At 41.4% G+C, this 22600-nt stretch carries 18 protein-coding genes and 1 tRNA gene; 4 read left to right on the top strand and 15 right to left on the bottom strand.

Annotated elements, in window-relative coordinates:
* Window positions 1-154: 154 nt before the first annotated feature.
* From NH399_RS16600 to NH399_RS16565, 8 genes are all read right to left on the bottom strand, one after another.
* Window positions 155-433 (bottom strand): hypothetical protein, encoded by a 279-nt coding sequence (locus NH399_RS16600; protein WP_253042044.1) that lies wholly within the window; start codon window positions 431-433, stop codon window positions 155-157.
* A gap of 17 nt (window positions 434-450) precedes the next feature.
* Window positions 451-993 (bottom strand): hypothetical protein, encoded by a 543-nt coding sequence (locus NH399_RS16595; protein WP_253042042.1) that lies wholly within the window; start codon window positions 991-993, stop codon window positions 451-453.
* Between the two features lie 258 nt (window positions 994-1251).
* On the bottom strand, window positions 1252-1665 hold the full coding sequence (locus NH399_RS16590) for a hypothetical protein (RefSeq protein WP_253042040.1): 414 nt from the start codon (window positions 1663-1665) through the stop codon (window positions 1252-1254).
* 16 nt (window positions 1666-1681) lie between these two features.
* Window positions 1682-7300: an RHS repeat-associated core domain-containing protein gene (locus tag NH399_RS16585; RefSeq protein ID WP_253042038.1), complete on the bottom strand. Its 5619-nt coding sequence runs from the start codon at window positions 7298-7300 to the stop codon at window positions 1682-1684.
* Window positions 7301-7676: 376 nt separating this feature from the next.
* Window positions 7677-8219, bottom strand: coding sequence for a hypothetical protein (locus tag NH399_RS16580; RefSeq protein ID WP_253042036.1), 543 nt, complete (start codon window positions 8217-8219; stop codon window positions 7677-7679).
* A 6-nt stretch (window positions 8220-8225) separates the two neighbouring features.
* On the bottom strand, window positions 8226-8609 hold the full coding sequence (locus tag NH399_RS16575; protein WP_253042034.1) for a VRR-NUC domain-containing protein: 384 nt from the start codon (window positions 8607-8609) through the stop codon (window positions 8226-8228).
* A complete protein-coding gene (locus tag NH399_RS16570; RefSeq protein ID WP_253042032.1) occupies window positions 8609-8845 on the bottom strand; it encodes a hypothetical protein in 237 nt (78 codons plus the stop codon). The genes NH399_RS16575 and NH399_RS16570 overlap by 1 nt, the downstream gene beginning before the upstream one ends.
* Window positions 8846-9032: 187 nt before the next feature.
* Window positions 9033-10322 carry a DnaB-like helicase C-terminal domain-containing protein gene (locus NH399_RS16565; protein WP_253042233.1) on the bottom strand — a complete coding sequence of 430 codons (1290 nt, stop codon included), beginning with the start codon at window positions 10320-10322 and terminating at the stop codon, window positions 9033-9035.
* 253 nt (window positions 10323-10575) lie between these two features.
* Here NH399_RS16565 and NH399_RS16560 point away from each other — a divergent pair, with 253 nt between their 5' ends.
* Window positions 10576-11502, top strand: coding sequence for a tyrosine-type recombinase/integrase (locus tag NH399_RS16560; RefSeq protein WP_253042030.1), 927 nt, complete (start codon window positions 10576-10578; stop codon window positions 11500-11502).
* Window positions 11503-11504: 2 nt separating this feature from the next.
* On the opposite strand, the gene NH399_RS16555 is transcribed toward NH399_RS16560, so the two are convergent.
* Window positions 11505-11581, bottom strand: a tRNA-Arg gene (locus tag NH399_RS16555).
* 223 nt (window positions 11582-11804) lie between these two features.
* On the opposite strand from NH399_RS16555, the gene NH399_RS16550 reads away from it, so the two are divergent.
* The gene (locus NH399_RS16550; RefSeq protein ID WP_253042028.1) at window positions 11805-12227 is read left to right on the top strand and encodes a potassium channel family protein; all 423 of its coding nucleotides are present in this window, start codon (window positions 11805-11807) and stop codon (window positions 12225-12227) included.
* Between the two features lie 54 nt (window positions 12228-12281).
* Here NH399_RS16550 and NH399_RS16545 read toward each other — a convergent pair whose 3' ends face one another.
* The 6 genes from NH399_RS16545 to NH399_RS16520 form a co-directional block, all read right to left on the bottom strand.
* Window positions 12282-15716 carry a PKD domain-containing protein gene (locus NH399_RS16545; RefSeq protein WP_253042026.1) on the bottom strand — a complete coding sequence of 1145 codons (3435 nt, stop codon included), beginning with the start codon at window positions 15714-15716 and terminating at the stop codon, window positions 12282-12284.
* A gap of 317 nt (window positions 15717-16033) precedes the next feature.
* Complete coding sequence (locus NH399_RS16540) at window positions 16034-16498, bottom strand: CYTH domain-containing protein (protein WP_253042024.1); 465 nt, start codon at window positions 16496-16498, stop codon at window positions 16034-16036.
* Complete coding sequence (locus tag NH399_RS16535) at window positions 16491-17039, bottom strand: HD domain-containing protein (protein WP_253042022.1); 549 nt, start codon at window positions 17037-17039, stop codon at window positions 16491-16493. The genes NH399_RS16540 and NH399_RS16535 overlap by 8 nt, the downstream gene beginning before the upstream one ends.
* Window positions 17036-17344, bottom strand: a complete 309-nt coding sequence (locus NH399_RS16530; protein ID WP_253042020.1) for a GIY-YIG nuclease family protein — start codon at window positions 17342-17344, stop codon at window positions 17036-17038. The genes NH399_RS16535 and NH399_RS16530 overlap by 4 nt, the downstream gene beginning before the upstream one ends.
* A 7-nt stretch (window positions 17345-17351) precedes the next feature.
* Window positions 17352-18263, bottom strand: a complete 912-nt coding sequence (locus tag NH399_RS16525; RefSeq protein ID WP_253042018.1) for a DMT family transporter — start codon at window positions 18261-18263, stop codon at window positions 17352-17354.
* A 116-nt stretch (window positions 18264-18379) separates the two neighbouring features.
* Window positions 18380-20242 carry an alkaline phosphatase D family protein gene (locus NH399_RS16520; RefSeq protein WP_253042016.1) on the bottom strand — a complete coding sequence of 621 codons (1863 nt, stop codon included), beginning with the start codon at window positions 20240-20242 and terminating at the stop codon, window positions 18380-18382.
* Window positions 20243-20813: 571 nt separating this feature from the next.
* On the opposite strand from NH399_RS16520, the gene NH399_RS16515 reads away from it, so the two are divergent.
* Window positions 20814-21719: a PstS family phosphate ABC transporter substrate-binding protein gene (locus NH399_RS16515; RefSeq protein WP_253042014.1), complete on the top strand. Its 906-nt coding sequence runs from the start codon at window positions 20814-20816 to the stop codon at window positions 21717-21719.
* Window positions 21720-21835: 116 nt separating this feature from the next.
* Window positions 21836-22573: a DUF1223 domain-containing protein gene (locus tag NH399_RS16510; protein ID WP_253042013.1), complete on the top strand. Its 738-nt coding sequence runs from the start codon at window positions 21836-21838 to the stop codon at window positions 22571-22573.
* Window positions 22574-22600 lie beyond the last annotated feature (27 nt).

Here is a 22600-nt window from a genome sequence, read left to right as displayed (position 1 = left end):
TATTTTCCGTTGTGTGATCAGTCCAATAGCGAGACTATATCCAGATTCACTGTTTGGTTCAAACGAGAATCATCATATCGTATTTATTCACACACGGCGTAATAAAAACCTCGTCCTTGAGGCATGTTTAAGAACCTTTAGCCTTACAGATTAATTAACGTCTATGACGTGTATTACTTTGTTTTATTTTCTTTCGATATTGAAGGTATTGCCACAGCCAGTAGCCTAGAGCCTGAACTAAAACAAACACACAATACCAGGCAGCGACCTTTAACATTCCGAACTCACTACCCCATCGATCAAGACAAAATGCAAACGAATACGCTAGAAAATAGGCATACCCCAACACGAAAACAGTACGTTTAAACCCGCTTAATAAAGTCAGTACAACGAGTAGGACGATTAACACTATCATTACATTTATATGGAACACGGCATTATCCTATTGAGTCATTCTGACGACTTAACTTTTTTATCTCTATGCTTTCTCACGTAAGCATCCTTTGCCCTCCGCAACGCCCGAAAAATTTCATAGTATTCAATATGAGAAATTTCTTCTTTAGATTTTTTGTGCACTACCCTGTCAACAATATTTAGTGTTGGAGGGATAGTTGCACCCCGGTAGTTTTTAAAAATTTGCAAACTAATCAAACCATTTATTACTAAAGCCTCATTGCTATCATTAAGTTCATTTAGCTTTAAACTTGGAGTCAACTTCTTTGACCGAATGAAAAACTGAAAAACACCACCATCACGCTCTTGATTTAACTCATACAGGCTTATTTCGCAGAGCGTATTATAGTAATCCGGCCCACTCCTTATACTAGTAAAGTAGCTACTAATCACAGAGTAAGGTCCAAACTTATGTGGCAATGCTGATAGCAAAAAGCCCTGCACATCTGATGCTTTCAAAGGTAACTGAGTTTCTTTAGGTACGACCCGTCGCTCCCACTCTTTTGAAGAATAAAAGTGTTTAATCATAATAATTTCCATACAATCACATTTTTTTGGCAATAGCATATCCACGCTCAATTAAGAGCACATTCCTTTATGCAATGCAGAATAACTTAGGACTCTTGACATTCCTTTTGTCTAGAGTTAGATAACAAGTGAACTAACGATAAATTAAAATCCAGTTAATCAGCTCAGTAAAAGTTCTAGGTGATATAAATACCACCTAGCCTTTTACCAACAATAGCTAATATTTCCTGAAGTGCCCACAGAGTGTAGGCACCAACTTCCTCTATCTACTTATATAAAGGAAGACAGTAAAGATTTAGGATCTTTTGATTCTCTAATTCTCTTTGCTAGTTCATCTATCCCTATACCAGACGAATAAACTTCCGGATGCTGCGAAGCAAACTTCATCATATAGTCTTTTGCCTCGTCTAATTGTAACCGCTTACACAGGGAAAGATTTAACTCCACTTTTAAATAGCGTCCTTTATAACCTGGCTTCCACCCAAATATTCCAGACTTGCCTTTTATAGAAACTTCAGAGACTTCATACTGATTTAGATTACTATCAATTATCTTTATTCGACTAACTTCACCAGAGTCTAAGTATGACTCTTCTGGTTCTTTCAATTCTGAAACATCATTTAAGAGCCATGACCATTTGGAGTCATGTGCCCAAAATGGTGTTTTTATCTGCGATGAATTCATTTTTCCTTTCCCCTTGTCAGTTACATTGACAATCATTTTTATCAGTAATCAAATCTGCGGATATTCCGCTGGCAAGTGACAACTTACCGATCTTTGCCCATTCAGGTGTTCCATGCCACCACCTCATTAAACCGCCATACTGTGCACCTCCTGGTGCAGTACCATGAATTAGCTCATGAGTCCTTCTAACTAAAGGTTTCAAGTTTATGGGATGATTAATAACATAATCAGCTCTGTTACCAAAAACTCTACGCAACCCATTAGCTACTCGACCATTGTTATATATTAGCCAATGATGCGCGTCCCAGTCTGCACTTGGGTTATTGTTAATCCTTTCCTGCACTCTGCGGTATCGCTGAGTAACGGCATTCCAATCATTACTCGAATCAAACCATTTTTTGCCACTCACAGAATGCCTGAACAATCCTCGATGCCAAGCTCCACCAAAAGCTCCCATAGCACCAGCCAGACCTACTTCCCACCAACGAACACACTTAATATTCCCTCCGTTAGTCGCCATCTGAATTCCGAAGTCCAGGGCAGCACTACCAAGCCCCCACAGAATTAGTGGTACAGCTTCACCTGTGGGATCGATATTCATAACTGGATTATTTAAGGCGTAAACGTAAGTGTTAATACCACCCGCAAGGCCGATAGGGTCACTCGTTATGTAGCGCCCCAACTTAGGGTCATAGTAACGATGCCAGTTATAATGCAGCCCACTCTCACTATCGAAGTATTGTCCCGCAAATCGCAGATTATTTTCAATCCCATTATTTGAGATATTAGCACTCCCAAATACATCATATTGAGCTTGCCATACAACGCCTTTCTGCTGATTGGTCAGAGCAATGGGCGTTCCTTGATGGTCATTATGATAAAAGTAGGTTTGATCACTCTGAATTAACCCCAAAGGCTCATTGTTTAAGTATACGTACTCTTTAATTACCTGCCCCTGTGAATCATATTCTGCCAGCAGTTTTCCGTTTAAATCATAACTATATAGTGTGGCAACTCCGTTAACGACTTTTACCGTTCGTAACCCTTGAGAGTTATAAATAAACTCCGATGTACCACTACCTGTTGTTAGCTTTCGCAAACGACCATGATGATTGTATTCATACACTTCGTTGTCACGAGTAAGAAGGTTGCCAGAAGCATCGTAAGTCATCAGGTTTTGACTGGCCGCACTCAACGCTTGCCCATCAAAAGCATAGTCATAATGAGTATATTGATGATTGACTGCGGTAGACTGACTCGAAGTAACACCACTTTGAGCATTCGCCTTTTCAATGAGTCTAATAGCAGGGTTAGTCGTTGCTGAATAACCATTAGCTGCGCAAAAATCTCGATATGACTGACAAACATCAGGAGGCATGATACTGCACAAATTATCCAGGTTAGGACAAACATCATCTGGAGAAGGATCACCACCACCGGAACCATCATCTCCGCCGCCAGAGCCGCCATCTCCACCACCACAACTTGGATCATTTTGTGTGTCACAGCGAGGTGTTGCAACACATGAACCGGACTGGTCACATTTGGTAAACTGAGTATTGAAATATTCAAGACAGTTTTGATACGTTTGCATATCTGAACTGTTCTTCAAACACTCTGCTATGCCTAAACGATTGCCTGCTTGATTGTAACGCAGCGATTGAAAATGATTGGGATATTCAACACCCGTCAGCCTGTGCATAACATCGTAATGAAAATGACGATTATAAGCTGCATTCAAAGAGTCATTAACTGACACCATGTTATTTCTGGCGGTATAAGCAAAACTTTGAGCACTGATATCAGAATGCGTCAGCCCTTCTAAACGATAATCAATGTTGTAGTTACGGCTAAAGGTATGTTGATTACCAAAGGTGAGTGACTTCATTGGACCAGAAGGTAGATATTGTATATCACTGGCTAATGTTTGATTACCTTTTTTAACGGACTCTACGCGACCTAATGCGTCATAGTGAAACTGAACTTCTGTACCACTGGGATAAGTTAAGGTTTCCAGTTGTCCTTTATTGTTGTATGCGTACTGAGTCGATAAAGTAACACCATATAATGTATGGCTTTGCTTAATCATACGGCCTACAGAGTCATAAACAAAAGCTTGATCACCGGACTCATCTTGAATCGATGTCAATCGTCCAGTACCATAGTTGCCGTTGTCAGAGTTATCCCATGTATAAACAACATCTTCTGCGGTCCCAGGATAGTCTGCTTTCGTGATTCGATTTAGGGCATCATAGGTAAATATTGCTTGTGTGTTTCGTGCATCAGTGACATTAATTAGATTGCTTGCTGCATCGTACTGGTAGAGAGTTGTTCCAGTGTTGTCACTTTGTCGTATGATAATTTCACCAAACCCATTGTAGGTGTACTCAGTATAATGCCCTTCACCATCGGATACAGATACCAGGTTATCGGTGTAGTCGTAATTAAACTCAATTCTTTCCTTAAAGTCTACATTAAACTCTGTAATTTGATTCAAGCCATTAACAACAACATTAATACGATTACCAAGAGCATCCGTTAATCCATCAAAAGCTCCAAAACCATCATATTCTAGAGTGTCGCCAGGGGAATCACTTCGCTTTACAGATTGAAGCTTATCGCCGTTATCATATTGATATTTAAGCTTACCTACTTTGACATGCAAGGCATCAAACAAATCGACATCCGTCACATTGCCATTTTTATCTATACTGAGAGCGATCTTCTCACCCGCATTATTGGTAATGGTATCAATATCACCATTAGCCTTATAGGTATACTGCATGGAAAGGCCACTGGAATGTGTAATGCTCTTTATGCGCTTAACACCATGATAAGCGAGTGTGAGTGTATCATTGTTTCCAGTCGCATCCGTTTGGGTATAGGTTTTAATGCGTCCCAAATTATCGAAAGTTAGGCGGGTGGTTAAACCATTAGGTTCCTCTATAAGTTGTGCCTTACCATCCAGTGTGTAGTTAGAAAAACGAGTCACATGACCTAATGCATTTGTGACGGTTTCAATTTGACCACAATAAGCAGCGCCCTGAGAACAGTCGTAATAGGTAATATGAGTAATGTCCTGCACATCATCTCGAGGACCATCGACTGATATGATTTGCCCCTTATTATTGACGGTAAAATCCGTGACACGACTCTCTACATTTGAACCTTTGATGCTTTTCTCGGTGATGGTATCGATAAAGAAATTGGCATCATAAGCATACTCAACCACTCGCTGATATCCATGCTCATTCACTGGATAGGTTATGGTGGCAGGGAGATTCAAAAAGCCATCAGCATAAGTTATATTAATCTTGGTATCTTCATTCTCATTTCGCTGAATAACGGCCACTTGATTGTTGGCATTATATTCATAATCACGGCGCACACCTGCTGCTTGCCAGTTTGCTATCACCCTACCCTTGTTATCAAATCTTCGACCAGAATTGCTGCTATCTGGATATCGACGAGCACTGACTTCTGACTGACTGTCACTTAACTTGGACACATCAAAAAGCACTCGATTGGGATTCTTTTCATTGTTTGTATTAGCGTCCACATACTCAATATAATGCTCTGGCTTGACCATCCACCACTTATTATTACCATCATAGTGATATTCTGTTTTCTTCAACTCAGGGTCGATGATGGTTAAGCGGTATGCCGCCCACATTGGCTTTCCTGGCGCTGGATAGTAAACTGTACCGCCTGAACTATCACCATCAGAAGGCTCATGAATAAATTGATATTTCCCTAAGTCTGGAAAGTCAATTGAAGTCACATACTTATTAGAATCATATTCAAGTGTAGAGGTGTAACCGCCCATGTCGGTTATTGATGTTAAGTCACCGTCATTTGAATAACCAAATAAAGCACTGCGTTGGAATGGGTCCGTTACTTTCTTAATTTTACCGGAACCATTGTATTCAAAAGTTGTTACCCGCTGTTGAGCATCCGTCAATGAAACTAATTGAATACTGGCGTTATACCCTAGTGTCAATGAAAAGCCATGAGTATCCGTTATTTTCGTTAACAAAGGTTGTTGTGATTGGGTGCCAGATGGAATGGCATAGTGATAAGTCGTACCGTCTTGAAAACGCAATTGATAATGCTGTTCAGATATTTTAGTTAAAGCCTCTAAATCACCAATAGCAGCATCATACTTACCAGTGTCGTGATTTTTTGTGAAAGTCTTACGTTCACCAGAGGGCATAAAGACTGTAACGGTATTGCCGGGGTCTTCAACTACATAGGAACTTAGATTAAGAATCCATTTGTTGCCAACTGGCTCATGTTGAGCAAGTGCAGACTGTGCATTGTAGCTGACTGTGATTTCAACATCAGGCCCATAAGGCGTTTCGTACCAAAGTGGTGTATCAGCCACATACAGGTTCATATTAACAGGGTTAACACTCCATCTAGGACAGCCGCGAGCGGTAAACTTACAGTGAGGCCCTAACTCATCTTCTGGTCGTTGAATCCCACAGCAGCCACCATAAGCACTTAACGCTTCTTCAAAGGACAATTCAGTACCAGGCAATCCATTTGCTTCGGCAAAAACCAACATGCGTCCAGACCACTCGCGGTCAAACTCCTCCAAGCTTTGTTTAAATCGACGCTGCTTTTGTTTGTCGTAAACCACCACCTCACTATCACTGGCTGACTCAATAATCCAGTAATGGCCTAGACCTCCGGTGTCTTGCCTATCAATATGAGCGATAGCAGGTAATGGCAATCGTTCTATATCTGACGATTTAATATGCATGGCAGTCAATGGTTGTTGATATTTTCCTGCAATGTCTTTTAGTGACTGAATGGTAAAGCCTTCATTCTCTTCAGGCTTCATAGCTTTAACCGTTTGAGCTTCACTTTCTAACCCTTTTTGCGCTAGGACATGGCTTAAAGCTTGTGTTCCGCAGTCGGCTAAACTTCTACCTTGTTGCTTTAGTCGAGCAATACGCTGCACCCACTGGCTGGCATAGGTCCGTTGTCGCCAATCACTGCCATCACTATACAATTCCTCAAATAATTTTTCGGCGGCAGGAAGATTGTTTTCCATCACTCGTAAAACTGCTAAACGACTCTTAGCTTTTTCAGCTATCTTTCTAGCACCTTCAAATCGGTTATTTTCGTACTTCTTTACAATGCGAGAAAACCTTTCATTGGCTTCTCTATATCGACCGTTAAATCGTGCCTCACATCCCATATGCAAGTCGGCTTCACCAGCCCATAGTCCATCAGGATAACGCCGCAAATATTCATCCATCATAGAATAAGCGTATTTATAATTGTGTAGATTCCACTCGTCCATAGCTTTAGCAAACGCGCTATTTTGAACGGCAAAACTATCTGTTAATTCTAATGAATGGGATGCTTGATTTGCATCTTGATTAGGATGAAGGATACCGCCAAGCTGCCCTGATGCCATCACATCTTGAACGGTTGGATTTTGAATATCCCCGACTGATTTTAGATTTGGTTTTACATTTAGACTGTAGCTTTCAGAAGTCTTATTGACCTCTACCCTCGTTCCATTCCTTTCGGTTACATTGGCTGCGAATGTCATCGACTGACAAAACAGTGCAATACTCCCCAACATACAGGCGAGCGTGCGCCCACGTTTAAATAGTGTCATTAATTAATCTCCAAAATTCCATTTAATCTATATTAAGGACAAAAAAACGACATAACTGAACCTAATTAAAAAGCCCCGTTACAAAGTTCCGTTAAGAGTTCAGTTAAATTTTGTCTCTTCATTATTTCCCGCGTAGACCAAGCGAATAATGTATATGTGATTGCTATATTCAGTGTGCAATCGAGTGAGATTTTAATGATTGAGAAATATCAAAACAACCGTACTTGCTACCTAAATTGAGATACATGTTTTATGAGATTATGCGATACACAAATCTCATTAACCATTATTACTACAGTGGTAATTGATTGAATTTAGAATGAAAAAGAAAGTTTTAGAGGTCGTTTAAAAAAGGCCAGATTACTCTGGCCCTTGATTAATGAAGTCTTTCGCTAATGTGTGAAAGCCCGATTGTTTCCCAGGCGGCGATTTGTCGGCTCAGCACAGAATATATCTCTTTATACTGTATATCCCATTTGTAACGCTTAATCCCCAGTTCACCTTTGATTTGTTCAATACTCAGCTTTTTAAAGCCACGTCCCTTACAACGGTTACAATCATGTTTCTTCCCGCCACGTCCTTGAACCTTCCCCCTACCTTTACATCGATTACAACGTAAAGGGTTCAAATATTCATGAGCGACTACCGTACACAGTTGTTTGGCAATAGGCTCATTTGGCTCAGCATAAAACTCCTCGACTAACATATTAAAAAGGGCATCAGAAATGACCTGAATATAATCGTCAGACTGTTCCAGTAAATAACGGGAACGCAAAATAGCATCGACATGCTCAGGCAATCTGCCCATGCAAAAAGCAAATTCCGAACGGCTAATAACATCACCACCGCCATTTGCGCTTCGTGCTTCGATAGAAACACATTGCTGTGATAATTTCGTTAAAATGCTTTCTGGATTCATTAATCATTACTCCTTTAATTGTAGATAATCTTTTATTTGCTGAATGGCTGCATCAGCGCCATAACACACAACCACCCAATAGTTTTGACTTGTTAGCCTCACTTGCCAATCGACTTGATATTGACTAACAGTAGACTTGTGAGGTTTGGGTGCTTTCATTTCAATAAACAATCCATGAAATCCACCTTTTGAAATAGCCAGAAATAAATCCGGCACTCCTGGTCGCACACCTTCCAACTTTAACTTGCGAGCAACGGCTATATGTCGGTGTCCACCGTTGGGTATTGCGAATAAATGTTCTCCGACTTTCACTCCTTGAATAGTTGCCAAGTCAGCCCACTCAATAACGGTACGTTGATGCTGCGACTCGACTTCCTGTCTCTTGCCCATTAATGCCAAAACCTCCTTTGATATTGACAAAACAACTCCTTTCCTTCGGCTCCTGTTTTTTGAATTAAACTTTGAATTTCAATCGACTCTTCACGACCTTTTTTATAGGCTTTCCTATCATCAGAAAACATATAGCTCCAGTCGTGTTTTTTTAGTTTCGACTCAAGCAAGCCCATTAGTTCCTTTTCCATTAACATTCCCATTAAACAAACAACAACTATCAATGCGTTCGGCATTGGTTTCTCCTAAAATTTTGAATATGTTTCCATACGAGAGGCTTTAACTCCGGTGGAATATTCAATTTCCCTGCAACTTCTTTCATCTCCTTGTCACTCAACTGATAAAGCGCCAGCGCATAATCCCTTGGCCTCCTTTCGCCCATATACCCAGTTCCTTTAACACTTATCCCAACACATCACCTCCTTAATGATACTGACGATGTAATCCACCCTCTTTTATAGGTATTCTCGGATTATCTGAATAACACGATGTTAAGGGGTTATATTCCAGGTAAGCAGTACCTAATCTGCCCACTTGTTTGAATCGTATTTTTTGAACAATCACTTCGATTATAAAGTTGTCATTTTCAAAGTCACGATAGATAACTATTCCGTTATCAGCTTTATTTCGCCAATGAGCAGAACCCGATATATCATAAAGCGTCGGTACTGGATATTTACCATTTTTATCTTTATAAAGCTTTTGCGGATGAGCCACTATCCAAAGATGTATGTCGTGTTTTCTCGCAAATTGACGCATCCTTTTTAATGATTGACTGATATACTGTGTTTCAGAAAGCTGGTTATTCGGTGGTATTTCCAGCTCATTCCAAGGATCAATGACTAACCCTTTTATTCCTTTTCGATAAATCAGCAGTTCAGCCGCTTTCAACACTTGTTCAATCGTCCAGTCTTTATCATCATCAGGCAGTATCCAAAAAAAATGTTCGTTAACGAATGCCTTCGCTTGCTCCAATTCATCATGTGTCATTCGTTGCGCCCGACTATTATTAAATGGTTTCCCAACATACTTTTCACACATACGAGCAATATGGTCTTCAATAGGTTGATTCTCTGGTGAAAAATTCGCGATTGCCCAACCATGTAGCTTTGCCAAGTTCATACAGACTGCATCAACAAAATTTGACTTTCCAGAGTTTGGCACTCCCGTTACTACAGTCCAGTCACTTAATTTGACCGTATAGAATTGATCGAGATTTCTATAACCCGTTGATACACCACCCTGTAGCCCTTGTTTATAAAGCGTGTTAACTTCATCGGATAAATCTTCGACTGTAAACACTCCTTGAAGAGGGTATGGCTTCGCGTCACAGATAATTGTAATAAGTGAATCTATCCCTTTTTCAACGAGGCATTGATTACTGTCTTTAATTCCCTTTGGCCAAGAAACTTTTAGGCACTTTTCTCGCCCCAACCTTCTAGCCAGCTCATATTCAAGTTTGTTTCCAGCCTCATCGTTATCAACAGCGATAATCCATTGCTTAACAGAGCGAATAGTATCTAAGTCGTTTTCTAAAAAATCGAATTTACTCGAATAGTTTTTTGCATCCGGTTGCGGTGCACCGTGAGGCGGAGAAACCACATTTGTAAATCCTGCCACCTCCAGTGCAAGCTTATCCATCTCTCCTTCTACGATGATAGTGCAATCTTCATCAATATCATCAAGGCCATAGAGTATTGGCTCTGCACCCACTTCCAAGCGAAAGATCTTTGATGGCTCATTTGTTTGGAATGACTACTTTCCAAACTCTAAGCCAAAAGATTTAGTCATTCAATCCGAGTCCAAAACTAACAACAAAGATAAAACGCTCAACGAAGAGATAAAGGAGTATAAAGACCTCATTAAAACGACGATATCAGAATCAAGCTTTGAAGACTATGAATACAAACTAGGTTACCTGGAACGACGATTCGGAAAAGAAAAAATTTCTGATATTAAACCATTGATGTTAAAGAAGTGGCTCACTGAAGCTAAAGAAGATGGAGGGCTTGCACATCTCGCAGGAAAAACGAAAGATGGTATTGTTGCTTTAACCAAAACTGTGTTTGAACAGGCTTTGTTGCAAAAAGTAATTTCAGAGGTTCCAACACATGAAATGGAAGTACCAGAATATGATCAAGAGCCACCAGATCCATTTGACATGGATGAAGTGAATCGTATTTTAGAAAGTAGAACACCTGACCGTGAACAAGAACTCAACATATTTGGCTTTATGTGTTTCACTGGACTTGCTGTTTCAGAAGCCAGTGGCCTAGCTTACGAAGACATAGACTTTCTAAAATGGACTGCTGAAATAAAAGTTATTCGTAACGACAAAGAAGAATGGAGAGTGCCTAAAGTAAAAAAGAGACAACGAGTTATTCAAATACCTACACTTGCTCGTAAATTTATTTTAGAGCAAATGAATCACACTTTTGATGATGTTCCTGAAACTTGTGTAGTCAAACAACGATTAGCAACAGATAAACCAAAAGTTATGAAGCGTGTATTAGTGTTCAGAAATTTTCGAACAAACAAACCTTGCTTTGAAGGAAATTTAAGAAACTGGTGGGGCCGCTTTTTAAAGCGAATTGGAGTTCGGCATCGAGGTTTTAATAATGGCAGACACACATTTGCAAGCCAAGCCATTACACACGGACTTCCAACAAATTGGATCATTAATCAACTGGGTCATTCTTCAGAAAGAATGTTAAGAAAACACTATGGAAAAATTATAAATAAGGATATGCCAAGATTTGATAATGTATTCAGTGAAGCTTTAGAAGAAAAGGTAATTTGCAAAGGTGACACATTAACGAATGGGGTTACCGCCCCTAATATGCCCCTTGGCAAATCACTAGCACAAGAAAATTCAGCTAAATCAACTTGTTAAATTGGCGCGCATGGAAGGATTCGAACCTCCGACCGCCTGGTTCGTAGCCAGGTACTCTATCCAGCTGAGCTACATGCGCGAAGTGGGCGCAATTATGCTGATGCCAGCGGTTGTTGTCAACTAATAAAATCAATAAATTACTATTTAATGACATTGCTGAGCGGTAAGCAACCAAATTGCTTTAAAATCCAGCAACTTAACTAGGTTTGCCCTACTTAAGCGGATATACTAAAAAGAACACTACCTTATAAAAAGAATTGCCATTCTACCTAGCTCATGGCACGACGGGAGTCTAATCAACGATGCTCGCAACCATCATCCTCAATTGCTTGATCATCACATCAGCGGTACTCGTCCATTACGAACTGCTCAACAGAACCTCTAACCTGCTGGTCAAATACGTTAGCACCTCTCGTTTTGCTATCGTCATCATCCTGCTTATGAGCCTCTGTGCCCATGCCATTGAGGTATGGCTGTTTGCAGCCGGCTATTACTTCATGATGCAACATGGTGGGTTTGGCAACTTAACGGGAGCCTTTGATGGTTCCCTGCTCGATTGTGCTTATTTTTCTTTTACGACTTACACATCACTAGGCTTTGGTGATATCGCGCCCATAGGCAATCTGCGTTTTCTGGCAGGATTAGAAGCACTTACAGGCTTGGTACTCATCACCTGGACGGCATCTTTTATTTTTATTGAAATGCAAAAACATTGGAATCGATAGAGTAAAAAACAGGTTGCAACCACTTAAGATTGCAACCTGCTCAAGCCCTTATTGTCAACACGCAGGAGAATCAAACTCCACCAAAATGGTTGCCCCTGTTGTCACTCCACTAACTTTTAAATAAGACCAATATTGAGAACCTGCACTTCGATAAATACACTCAATATTCCCAGCATTGGTTGACGAAGCATCATAATCGGTTTCGCTTGGCCAACCACCGTTTTTATAAAACACGTCCAGATTACCCTGACCATGCCCAGTGCTAATGGCGATGTTCTGATGCTGATTTACCTCAGGGATCGAAAGCCAGATAACTTCCTGTTGACCCAAACACGCAGCTTGACCGGGTGTTAAACGACCTCCCGTGATTGGTTGCTGATCAGCACATGCATTCGGCAAAGTTGCAACACCATCACTAATGGTTACCATTGTTTCCTGCGAATGACTGGCACCTTCATTATCAGTAACAGTCAAACGTAATGTGAAACTGCCACTAGAGGCATAACGGTATTCAGGGCTGGCTTCATTGCTCTGATTACCGTCACCAAACTCCCACAAGTAGGTTTGAATACTCCCATCTGGATCATGCGAACCATCGCTAGAAAAACGTAACGCTTGTTGAACAACACCGGTATAAGGTCCATTGGCGTTAGCAACAGGCGGCGTGTTGATCCTCGCTGAAATAGAAACGGTATAATCTTCCACTTCACCGTCTCCAATATCTCCACAAGAAGCGTTCGCTTCGCTGTGATATTTCATCGCGATTCTCATTCGAGTGGTGATACCTGCCGAACCATCAGGCAAGAATAATTGTCCCACAACGGTATCGCGCCCCGACAAATCCACCAGAACTTTTTCGCCTTCTGCATCGAACTCACCATCTCGATTAAGATCAATCCAGGCAGCCCAATGTTCGCTATAGCTACCACCAGCGGTCAGCTCAATCGTGTTATTGCCTTCGGTTAAAGACATAGTCATTGAAGAAAAATCACCATAACCTTCTTTGTCAGACGAGTTTTCGAAACTGCCACTTTTTACTTTTGCGATCCATTCGTAGCGCGTGTTGCCACTCACTGTGCAATACTCAATATCACTAACGTTGACTTCCGCGATACTAATATCAGTAGCGCCAAGATTATCTGTCACGGTCAGTGTTGCCTGAAATTGTCCAACCTGAGAATAAGCATGCTGAGGATTGGCTTGGTTGCTGCTATTACCGTCACCAAAATCCCAATGATATTCTGCGATGCTACCATCTGCATCCGTTGATCCTTGACTACTAAAATTAATGGCTTGATTAACAGAAGCATTATAAGGACCATTTGCGTTTGCAGTGGGAGGCAAGTTGTCTGCAACAATGGTTACCTGAGCTGTATCACTGGCAGTTAAACCACTGTCATCAGTAACCGTTAAGGTCGCAACATAATCCCCCGTCGCAGTGTAAGTATGTACAGGGTTTTGCTGATTGCTTTGTTGACCATCGCCAAAATCCCAATGATAAACAGAAATAACACCATCACTATCATCAGAGCCAGCACTACTAAAGTTGATGGGCTGATTCACAATCTCTGAGTAAGGACCATTAGCTTCTGCAACAGGTATACCCGAATGAGCACTACGCTCATAATAGACCTGTAAAGTAACATCACTGTACTCGATAAAAGGAACTATCATAATATGTGCAGTCCCTCCCCCGGCACCTAGTTCACAATACTCACTTAATTTAGGTGCGGCAAAAGGTCCACAATCAGCATTATCCGTCGTAGGAACCTGATTCATGCTGACGTATAAATCTGGGTCGCCATTGTTACCGTCTGCATCTCCTCCGTAACCTCCAGGTATAACTACGATCAGTTTTTGTGCATCACTTGGAACTTCAAATTGAAAACGTTTAGGGTCTTCTCCTTTCGGCGCAGACAATCCGGTTTCTTCCAGCAAAAATATGCGTTCACATCCTTCGCACAAAGTAGGATCGTCAGCGCTAATCACTTGCAGCTTGGCGTTAGAAAAATCAGAGTAAGCATCAATAGTTGTGTAATAGGTTTCGCTAGAAGACGGCGCAGTCACGGTAACGAGTTCGGGTTGTCCTGAGGCTCTAAAAGAAATAAAGTCAGCAATCCAGTTATCACCTTCTTTTATGGGAGCAGAACCTTTGGATACATACATATCAGGATCTTGAGTATACCCATCAAGATAAAAAGCAACGGCTTCCGTTCCACTAGGTAAATCAATGGTATGAGTTTCATTGTCACCTTTGTTTCCACTAATACCATCAACAGTTTTTAACACTTCTCCTTCTGGTACGGTATCAACTCCAGAGCCATCCCACGGATGATCGGCATCACTGGTGAGGTCGGCCAAACCTGTAGCAATCAAATTTTCATTCGACCACAAAGTAGCACGCGCAGGTCCGTGCAATGCGGCGACCATTCGCTTAACTTGCCCTTGGGTATACATGGCATAGTTATCAGAGTAATGCATAAAGTTTTCGGTATTCGTTGCTCGTCCCAAACAGTTAGTAGCATTGTTTTGCAAAATACTGCTACTCATTTGTGGTGTATCGCAAACTCGATCACCCGTGGCTGCACAAAATGCTTCTTGATGCACAGAGCAGACATCACCATCAAACACATGAGGCAAATTCAGCCAATGTCCAAACTCGTGAGTTAACACAGAACGAAAGTTTTCATTGGTATTAGAACCAAGATAATTTCCGTTGTACACAACCCGAGCGGTACCCGACTGAGACATTGACACCTGTGGATACCATGCCACACCAGAGTTATTGCTTTCTCCATTGGCATACAAATCACGCATAATAAATACATTCATGTATTTAAAGTTATCCCAGGCGTCTGCCGCGATTTGTGTATCGTAACCTGAACCATTGCCATAGCCCGATTGATCACGGTTATAACGAACAATGCCATTGGTCGCATTGCCATCAGGGTCTCGTTTGGCTAACACAAACTCGATACTTAAATTCTCTCGAATAGCCTGAAACTCTGCAGCAATAGGACCATCCTGAGTATTGAGCCCCAAGAAATCTTCATTAGTGCGTGTTAATGCGTCCTGAATTTTTTCGTCAGTTAAACAAGCGCCACCGCCGTTGCAATTAAAATGATTACCATAAACATGAACAACCACCGGAATATAATAGCGTCCAGGAACGCCATCACCCATCGCCTTTATCTTTTGTGAACGAGACTTTAGTCCTGATAAGAGCTGTGCGGCAAAACTGTGTTTGTTTGCAAGCAACTCTTTATGCTCTTGCTGAATTAAAGACCAGTTCTGTAAATTATTATCTGTGCCGCACACGTTTCCAATATCAACTTTGTGCGCTATCAAAGATGTTTTTTTAATTGAACTCTGTTTTATTCGGGTATTTTTTAAGATGGATTGATCATGAAATGCACCTGCCTGCACCAGTAAACTCGAAAATAACAAGCATAACGAGAGCAGATGCGTTGCTTTAATACGCAACGTCATTTTATTTCTCCTCGGAAGTGAGTCTTATTGTTATTTCAGGGCAATTCAAGGGTATCGACTTTTAAGTTCTTATCCTCGCCCTGCTTTGATATGAACAACCCTGTTAGCCAATGCCCTATCGGTTTTTATCCCGATCCCCCATAGGCTAAATGCAAAAGCGACTGTTCATGATTCAAACAATACACCCTAAATATATTGCATACAATATATTTAATTCAATTTATAGCAATGCGAAATAAGGCACTCACCTTCGTCAGTGCCTCAATGTCGATATATCAGTAAAAAATGAGAAGAATTCGAAGGGTAATGAACGAGAGTTACCACTCAGAGAAGGGATGCTCCATCAGCGCAGAATTATAATAACGAGGATCACCGGTCACTTCAGTAGTCACCCACTCCGGCAAATCAGGTTCTTCAGTCTCAGACTGCAACTCTACCTCTGCCACCACCACCCCTTGATTGGCTCCGCCAAACACATCAAGCTCCCAAATATGTTGGCCAAACTGAATACAATAGCGGACTTTATCGATCATCTGTCCCTGACAAAACTGCTCCAGCATCTGTTCTGCATCTTCTACCGGAACAGCATACTCAAACTCAGTTCGCGTCATTCCTTGATTAGCGCCTTTAAGAGTAAGAAAAGCTTGATCAGCCATAATGCGTACTCTTACGACCGTCAGATCTTGAGTAGGAACATAGCCCTGAACAATACGTTTGCCTTGCGGCAGTGTCTTAAGCAACGCCATATCGACCAAAAATTTTCGCTCTATCTCTTTAGCCATCTGTTTTCACTCCCAAAACCCTTTCAATTTGCTTATACAAGTCATCGAGTTGTTGCCAGTAAGCATCACATAAACCTTTACGATAAGCAGCATTTTTAAAAGCAGAACTTTCATCATAGTAGGTTTGCATAAGATCAAGACGTTGTGCAGCCACACTGGCTTTTACATTAGCCAAGCGATCAGCAGCCTTAACGATAAGAGCCAGCTCATGATGACCTTGCACCTGCGCCATCATTTGATAGGTTAGCTCTTTTCTTTCGGCGCGTGTGCGACCCGGCTTGTCTGTCACTATATCAACACACTCCGCAATCAACGCGCCAAATCGAGTACCTAATGTTTGCAGGCTCACATCAGTATCTTCCACAATATCGTGCAGGTAACCAATTATCTGCGCATCGTCTCCATAGGGCTCCAGTAACGAAGCCACCTGATCGAGATGATACACATAAGGCCTCGAGCCATAGCGTTGCTCACCATGATGCTGTACTGCAAATGCTCTTGCCTCCTGCACTCTCAAAGATAACTGTTGCAAAAAACTCACTCTAAACACACCTTGAACATTGATGATTGTATATACGCCTGCCCCGGCACTTGTTGCAACTCAACCAGGCTCTCTTTTTGTACGCGGGTGAGTTGCTTTATTTGATATTCTCGCCGACTCGCAGCACTGCGATCTTGTTGCCACTCAATAAACACAACCGCTTTGGGCTGTCGGCCACGAAAATACTTTGCACCGCCTTTACCACTCGTATGTTGCTGCCATCGGCGCCGCAAATTATTGGTAATGCCCGTGTAGTAACTACCGTCACTAGACTCGATTACATAAACCAACCAACGAGAAGACATAACTCTATTAGCCCTTAGATATTGACTTTGCTTTGCTATGGCGACGAATTTGCGCCAACCACAAGCCAGACATCATCACCAAAGCGCCAATAATTTGATAAAGATTCAGAAACTCTCCTAATATGGGCATTGCCATTAGAGCCGTAAAAATAATACTAGAACTGGCCAAAATGCTCGCCTCATAGGATCGTAATGTTTTGAGTATGTGATTCCAGACCGTCAATGCGACAGCAATATTCACCAATCCATTAAAAGCTATAATGGCCCAGTTTTCTAAACTCAGATTAATGGAATCAACATCCATAATCATTCCATAGATGATAACAGGCCCTCCCCCAATCCACAGTGCGATGGTTGAAATCATTAGGCTCGATAAAGAGTGAGATTGATCGTTAACCAATTTGCGGGTGATGTTATTAGTCAATGCCAGAAAAAACACGCCAATCGCTAAATAAACTAAGCCCAGTCGACTATCAGCAACGGCAACATCGCCCAAAAACAGATACACACCCGACAAGGCTAACAACGCTCCCAACCACTGCCAGCGAGAGGGTTGCTCCTTCATAATGACAATGCTCATCAACATAGTCACAATGCCAACAAAATTGACTAAAAACGTATGAGTCGTCACTGGCAACAACTCAAGACTTAACATAAAAAACGTGCGCACAATGGTAAAGTTTGCCACACCGATTAAAATAACCATGAGCCAGACTTTCAAGCCCATCTTGCGAGGAAAAACCTCTTTTCGAACACCAAAGGTATAGAAGGTTAACAATCCAAGACCAATCGTGAGCTGAAGCCAAAGAAAGGTAATGGCACTTACACTATTAAGAGAGTACTTGGCAGTAACACCTGCAAAACTAGCAAGAACCAACACCGTTAACGCGTAGATAACGGCTTTTTTGTGTTCAGTCATATCAGAGGAAAAACAATAAAAAGATAGTTACTGAATAATAAAGCATTGAGCAAGGAACTCAATGCTTTAAGTCTATTTTCAATTTGCTATTAACAAGCGTATTAACTTGATGAAGATCACTGAAGATTAAATACAAACCTTTGCTTTCGGTCCATGCCCGATATCAAAATCTGACTCTCAGGTTTACCGTTATTTTTATTAATTTTGATCAGAGCAAAATTAGGAACACTGGTAATGTACTTGGCCTTTTCGTTATGACTCATGGGCAAAGCTTCTACCTCTGACTTCCAGATAGGATAAGTACTGGTGTTTTGGCAAAGAGGTAACATACAGCGCTTAATAATCCCCGGTTGAAAAGCAGGACGCCATCCTTTATGACTTTCTCGCTTACCTTTCTCGGGATGCGCTAACCATTTTAAAACTTTACCTTTGTTTGGGCTGTTGTGTAAGGCACTACTGGTTAACTGAATGCAGTTGAGGCGTTTTCCATCAGCCTCGTAATAGCCTTTATTAACGAATGAATAATGTACATCTCCAGCTATAAAGGTGGCCGAATTCAACCCCATGCGCAACAACAGTGTATCCATAAAATAGGCAAAGCCATCTTTATTGGCGACCCAGGACTCCATATCCAACGTTGTTTTACTGACACCCAATAGATAAGCTGCATCCTGAATAAATTCGATAGGACGAAATCCCATGACAGGTGTACCGATTAACAAAATCGGCGGACTGGTTAATGCGCGCGTTTGCAGTTTTGTCCACTCCATACGCATTGCATCAGCGCCGACACGATCCAACAACCAGGCATGATCGCGTTTGCCTATGTAGTTTCTTTGGGTGCGCGTATCAACCGCAATAATGGGAGGCTCAGTAGGAACTGCATATCCCCATCCGCGCGACTTCCACATGTGCAAATCAAAGCGCTCGCCAATAATTTCATCTTTTGGATTATCCAGATGCAAACGGATAGACTGAAAAAAATCTTTGTGGAAATTATCAGGATCATTCCCCCACCCCTGAAACAACCAATAGCAAGCTAAGGCATTAGATACCAAACGACGACTGGTAGGATTGCCACGTACCGCCTCATACCAGCGTCGACTCAGGTTCCAGTCATCAGTGACTTCGTGATCATCAAAAATAGTGTAAACAGGAATATTCGCTAAGGCTCTACGCACCTCGGGTAGCCCCTGAATAAAATGCTTAACCTGTTCAACCTTGGCAAATTGAGTAGAAGGTAGCTGCCATTGTTGAGCATTACCAAAGGCAAATAGATACATGGCGATAAACTCACCCAGTCCGATAAGGTGATTGTGGCCAGCGTCAGTAGTTAATGATTTGAGTCGATTGATGCGCCCGTTAACCTCTAACTCAGAAGGGTTCATGATGCCGGGGACACCTAAAGCCGTCCCCATGATCTCCGTTGCTTTTTGCGCTAACAAACGCACCAGATCGCCCTGCACGTCGTCGGCATAAACCTGATCGCCCGTCAAACAAATCAGCGCTGGTCGTTCTGCTAAATTATTTGCTGTATCATCCAGCTCACCTGCCAACAGAGACAAGGCATCTAAAGCAACGGGATTGTCATTGTCGTCAAAGGCTTCACCATGAGGTTTACGGCAAGAACCATGAGCAAAAGTTTCCATTTTTTCGGCAATAAAAAAAGAAGGACGAGAAAATCCTTTGAGCGCTAAAGCATCCAGAGGAATCTCTTTTTCATCTTGCTCAATGGCATAAAATAACACTTCGTCTTTTGGAAAACTTTGTTGATTAACTGGACGAGCTTGCAACAGCCAAACAGTTAGGTTGTCGCTGACCTTAAACTGTTGAATGGCGTCTTGACCCGATACACCACACACTTGATCCTGCCCCTGATAAATTTTTAAAGACAAATCATCAGTAGTATTAGTAGCCAACCAGATACAAACTCGATTCTGCGTAACACGCCTAACAATAGGACCAGCTAAAATATCCATCACAACTCCTTCTTAAATATTGATGACCATCGATATTACAAATCTAGTCTGTATATAATCGAGTTCATCAGAATTTATCAATATCATTCACTAACAAGCGATCAATTCTTTATAAATTGAGATATTAATTTCCTCATTAACACCTTGAGCGGTTCACTAAGTTAGCTTTGCGAAGCATATAAGCTTGCAATTACAGAACTCTAATAGACACTTTACAGACTTACTTTTAGCTATTTGATAATTAAGGATTTTTATGGAGATATCTTAAAGTGTGATTAAAATCACACCTTGAGTATTGTAAGTTAGAAAACAGGCGATGACTGTTAATTTATCACTCTCATCGGTATTTTATTATAAAAGATCAATATGTTACCCTGCGCGGCCCCACAAAATAGCGAGGCTTTCTAAAAGCACATTTTTTCTGAGATAAAAAGAGAAGCTTGACTATACTTTATGCATATAGAATAGGCGGCACTACGCCACAAATGCCAAAGTAGAGGTCAGTTTGTTTGCTTGAAGACGGCTTTTGACTTAAGACTCATACCCACTTGGTAGTAAAAGGTAACGTTTAATGATAACCAAATTGTTGTTTAAACACTTCGCTTTACTAGCCGGATCATTGCTGTCACTGTCAGTATACTCTAACTGTAATAAAAGTGACATAATTAATGGTTCTATTAAAGACACTGTCATCATTGAAGGCTCTGACAGCATGGCAAAACTGCTTAAAGCAGCTGCTGCAGAGTTCAAATGCTTCTACCCCAATGTAACCATTCAAGTTGGAGAAAAAGGGTCAAAACACGGTCCTATCGCACTTACGGCTCAAGAAGCTCACATCGCGGCTATGAGTCGTGTAATGAACTCAGATGAAACTCAGGCATTTATCGATCAACATAAGAGCCCTCCTACCAAATTCCGTGTGGCAATTGATCCTATCAAAATCATCGTTAATGCCAGTAACCCGATTGATAGTATTAGCATTCAAGAAATTGATGCCATTTTTTCGGATGAGCTTAAGTGTGGTGGCACAGCAACCATTCGCCGTTGGGATGACTTAAACATTGGTTACAGTGGCAACATCAATGCTGTAAGACGAGATAGCTCCTCGGGGACTTCTGGATTGTTTGCCAAGAAAGCCATGTGCAAAGGCCAATACTCTACTGCTGCCATCGAATTATTTAGCTTTCCAGAAATGGTTAATAGCGTTGCACAAGATAAATTAGCTATCAGCTATGCGCCAATGCATTTTAAGAACAGCAAGATTAAAGCGGTTAGCCTTAATATAAATGGTCAGATTGTTGATGCGAACGCACGCTCTGCGGTCAGTGGTCGTTATCCTCTCTCTCGAACTTATAATCTATACTACAACAAAGCAAATCAACTCAGCTCAAAAGCCGACACCCTCTTCTTGCGCTTTCTGCGTTCTCGTGCAGGCCATAAGTTAATTAAGAAAAGCGGATTAATTCCACTTACCTAATTTGTCCCGACCAAAACCAATGAAGTCCGATTCATTGGTTTTGGCTTCATTCTGTAATAAATCCTTATCACGCGACTCTAGATTACAAAGCGATTGTTTAACAGAGTTGCATACCTATGCTAAAACCTTTTGTCTTAATGTCCTTACTATCAGCAATAACCGTGAACGCTGTAGAACTCAAAAGTACGGTTGTGCAAACACCCTTACTCGAGCTCTATACTTCTGAAGGCTGTAGTAGTTGTCCTCCTGCTGATCGCTGGTTCAGTCTTTTAAAGCTGGATAAAAATCTTTGGCACGATTATGTTCCCGTTGCTTTTCATGTTGATTATTGGGATTACATTGGCTGGCGCGATCCCTTAGCCAGCCGGGCAAATTCAAATCGCCAAAGAACATACAAACAACAAGGCCAGATCAATTCGGTATATACTCCAGGAATCGTGTTTGCAGGTCACGAATGGCGAGGCTTCTTTCGTGGCCGCCCCTTACCTCAACTAGAACTACCAGAAGTCGGCACACTCACCGCGCATCTGAAAGGTAATCAGGCAAGCATCGTTTTTGTTCCGCAAAACATACAGGCCACTCAATTAGACGTTCACATTGCCATTCTGGGTTTTGGAATCAAAAATCATATCACTGCTGGAGAAAATCATGGCCGCACATTGGAGCATGACTTTGTTCAAATTGCTAAAAAACGCCAAACCACACGCAAAGGAACAAATAATCAGTTCGAGTTGCAAATGCATTTACCAAAATATGACGCCAGCATAGCGCAAGAAATAGGTATTGCTATTTGGTTATCAACCAAAGATTCGCAAGTGCCAATACAGGCTGTGGGCGGTAAGTTAAATATTTAGTCATTGTTTCTATTTGGCAAAGCACAG

It is taken from the genome of Pleionea sp. CnH1-48, from assembly GCF_024124665.1.
GTDB lineage: Bacteria > Pseudomonadota > Gammaproteobacteria > Enterobacterales > Kangiellaceae > JAMXSB01.
Note: the sequence above shows the minus strand (reverse complement) of the source record. Positions and strands in the feature narration are given on the sequence as shown.

Coding starts and splice junctions, on each gene's coding strand:
- NH399_RS16540 (WP_253042024.1), bottom strand. CDS start 16,498: ATGGCTAAAGAGATAGAGCGAAAATTTTTGGTCGATATGGCGTTGCTT.
- NH399_RS16560 (WP_253042030.1), top strand. CDS start 10,576: ATGTTAAAGAAGTGGCTCACTGAAGCTAAAGAAGATGGAGGGCTTGCA.
- NH399_RS16595 (WP_253042042.1), bottom strand. CDS start 993: ATGGAAATTATTATGATTAAACACTTTTATTCTTCAAAAGAGTGGGAG.
- NH399_RS16590 (WP_253042040.1), bottom strand. CDS start 1,665: ATGAATTCATCGCAGATAAAAACACCATTTTGGGCACATGACTCCAAA.
- NH399_RS16585 (WP_253042038.1), bottom strand. CDS start 7,300: ATGACACTATTTAAACGTGGGCGCACGCTCGCCTGTATGTTGGGGAGT.
- NH399_RS16510 (WP_253042013.1), top strand. CDS start 21,836: ATGCTAAAACCTTTTGTCTTAATGTCCTTACTATCAGCAATAACCGTG.
- NH399_RS16520 (WP_253042016.1), bottom strand. CDS start 20,242: ATGGATATTTTAGCTGGTCCTATTGTTAGGCGTGTTACGCAGAATCGA.
- NH399_RS16580 (WP_253042036.1), bottom strand. CDS start 8,219: ATGAATCCAGAAAGCATTTTAACGAAATTATCACAGCAATGTGTTTCT.
- NH399_RS16570 (WP_253042032.1), bottom strand. CDS start 8,845: ATGCCGAACGCATTGATAGTTGTTGTTTGTTTAATGGGAATGTTAATG.
- NH399_RS16525 (WP_253042018.1), bottom strand. CDS start 18,263: ATGACTGAACACAAAAAAGCCGTTATCTACGCGTTAACGGTGTTGGTT.
- NH399_RS16550 (WP_253042028.1), top strand. CDS start 11,805: ATGCTCGCAACCATCATCCTCAATTGCTTGATCATCACATCAGCGGTA.
- NH399_RS16530 (WP_253042020.1), bottom strand. CDS start 17,344: ATGTCTTCTCGTTGGTTGGTTTATGTAATCGAGTCTAGTGACGGTAGT.
- NH399_RS16545 (WP_253042026.1), bottom strand. CDS start 15,716: ATGACGTTGCGTATTAAAGCAACGCATCTGCTCTCGTTATGCTTGTTA.
- NH399_RS16575 (WP_253042034.1), bottom strand. CDS start 8,609: ATGGGCAAGAGACAGGAAGTCGAGTCGCAGCATCAACGTACCGTTATT.
- NH399_RS16515 (WP_253042014.1), top strand. CDS start 20,814: ATGATAACCAAATTGTTGTTTAAACACTTCGCTTTACTAGCCGGATCA.